Source organism: Chitinophaga sp. (genome assembly GCF_035564935.1).
In the GTDB taxonomy this organism is placed as follows: domain Bacteria; phylum Bacteroidota; class Bacteroidia; order Chitinophagales; family Chitinophagaceae; genus Chitinophaga.
Window position 1 is genome coordinate 1 of the sequence record NZ_DATMTE010000502.1, and the last position, 2,298, is coordinate 2,298.

Annotated in this window: 3 protein-coding genes; all 3 read left to right on the plus strand. The window is 43.7% G+C overall.

The window, feature by feature from the left end:
- Positions 1 to 200 precede the first annotated feature (200 nt).
- A complete protein-coding gene (locus VN105_RS12800; protein WP_325641441.1) occupies positions 201 to 530 on the plus strand; it encodes a DMT family protein in 330 nt (109 codons plus the stop codon).
- Between the two features lie 135 nt (positions 531 to 665).
- Positions 666 to 1,232 carry an RNA polymerase sigma-70 factor gene (locus VN105_RS12805; protein ID WP_325641443.1) on the plus strand — a complete coding sequence of 189 codons (567 nt, stop codon included), beginning with the start codon at positions 666 to 668 and terminating at the stop codon, positions 1,230 to 1,232.
- 108 nt (positions 1,233 to 1,340) lie between these two features.
- Positions 1,341 to 2,298: FecR family protein (locus tag VN105_RS12810; protein ID WP_325641445.1), on the plus strand; the 958-nt coding region annotated here is incomplete at its 3' end.

A 2,298-nucleotide genomic window follows, 5' to 3' on the forward strand; every position in this document is an offset into this window, starting at 1 on the left:
CCGATGGAGATACAGCGGAAGTATCCCATTTTTTATGGAGAGAAGTTATATATGTAGAAGCAGAAGGCATTGTGGACCGAAGGGGGCTGCGCTCACAAAGAAGCCAAAAAACTGGCTTTCGTTGAAGATACAAAACTCACAAACCTAACTACACTCATAGAAAAATCTATTTCCTGATAGAAAAATTAATCTAATCACACATGCGCACCATCCTGCTTCTCACCGTCTCTAATACCTTCATGACCTTCGCCTGGTACGGCCACCTCAAACACCAGGATGTAGCCCTCTGGAAAGTGATCCTCATCAGCTGGGGCATCGCCTTTTTCGAATACTGCTTTATGGTACCCGCCAACCGCTACGGCGCCCAGGAAGGATTCAGCGGCTTCCAGCTCAAAACCATCCAGGAAGTAATCACCCTCACCGTTTTCAGCATCTTTGCCGTCACCTTTCTCAAAGAACCCCTCCGCTGGAACTATCTTGTGTCCTTTTTGTTCCTTATCGGAGCCGTGTATTTTATGTTTAAAAAGTAATGCAATAATAAAGCAGTGAAGAGTATATACTTTATAATCAATTCATATTATATAATAATATATGTAAACTGAGATCAGATTAGAAAAAATCTGTATTATCTTTAGGGATCAATTTTTCAACCAAAAAACAAATTATTGAGGGAAGAAGCGAACATACAGCTGCTGGTGGAAAGGGTAGCATCCCTGGGAGATGAACAGGCTTACAAGGCACTGTTCCGGATATTTTACAAGCCATTAAGCCAGTTTGCCTTTTCCATCGTAAAATCCTGGGAGTCTGCCGAAGAAATCGCCTCGGATGTATTCCTGAACGTATGGAGACAGCGGGAACGCCTGCTCCAGGTCGACAACCTCCGGGTGTACCTTTATGTATCCACCAAAAACATTGCCCTCAATTATCTTAATAAAGCCGCCCGTACCCAGCATTTCAGTTTGGATGAAGTAACAGTAGATATCAGCGTTAGCTACGCCACACCGGAACAGATCTTCATTTCCGGCGAAATGGTAAAAAGAATAGAAGCGGCGGTAAATGCGCTCCCACCCAAAAGAAAAATGATCTTTAAGCTCATCCGGGAAGACGGTTTGAAGTATAAGGAAGTAGCCCAGATCCTCGACATTTCTGTGAATACCATCGATGTGCATATGGCCCAGGCCCTCAAAAAAATCAGCGAAGTGATCAATCTCTCTTTTATTAAAACAAAATAATTTGAATTTTTTTTCAGACGGAGTAGTAGATTTTCAAAATTTACTTGTCCTTCTGTATAATCATGCTTTTGTATCATACACATGGAACAGGAAAGAATATGGCTTTTGATGGGAAGAAAGGTATCGGGCGAGGCCACGATGGAGGAATTGCGTGAACTGGAAGCATCATTGCAGAAAGATCCGGACCTGAGATATAAATTATCCGTATTGAGCAACTGGCCCCAGCCGGCTGCCGGTAAGGAATGGGAAACCAAAACGGAACTGGCCCTGGAAAAACACCTGGCACGGATGGAAGAGGAGTTTCCACAGGAAGAATTACCTGTTAAAATGGTCAGGAGGAGCTTCCGTAAATTGGTAACCGTTCTTTCGGTATTGGTGGTAGTGCTCGGAGGTTATTGTGTCTATCTCTTATTAAACAAATACCCGCAAAAGGCCGGTAAAGCAGCTATGGCGGCTATTTATACCCGCGATGGCTCCCGCTCAAGGGCGCAACTGCCCGATGGAACGGAAGTATGGCTCAATGGCGGCAGCCGTTTAACCTATGATCCTGATATGAACAACCTGGACAGCCGGGATGTTACCCTGGAAGGAGAAGCATTTTTTGATGTGGCGAAAAATGCAGCCAAACCTTTTTCTATTCATACTTCCAGGATGGACATCAAAGTACTGGGTACCTCTTTTAATGTAAAAGCATATAAAGGAGATAATACCACGGAAGCTACGCTCATCACAGGCGCAGTGGAAGTAACACTGAACGACGGCGTAGAAAGGAACGTGAAACTGGCGCCTAATCAAAAGATCATTTTAGAACACGGACCAGAAAATAAATTGATCCAACCCAACCTGGTAGCAGGTTACAAGGTAGAAAACATCCGCAGTAACACACAAGACAGCATGGTAGCGGAAACCGCCTGGCATGATAACTACCTGGTATTCGACAACGATAACTTCGAAGATATTGCGCTGAAAATGGAACGTTGGTATGGTATCAAAATCCATCTCAACGGGAATAAATTAAAAACCTACCATTTCACCGCCACTTTTAAAAATGAATCGTTTTCAGAAG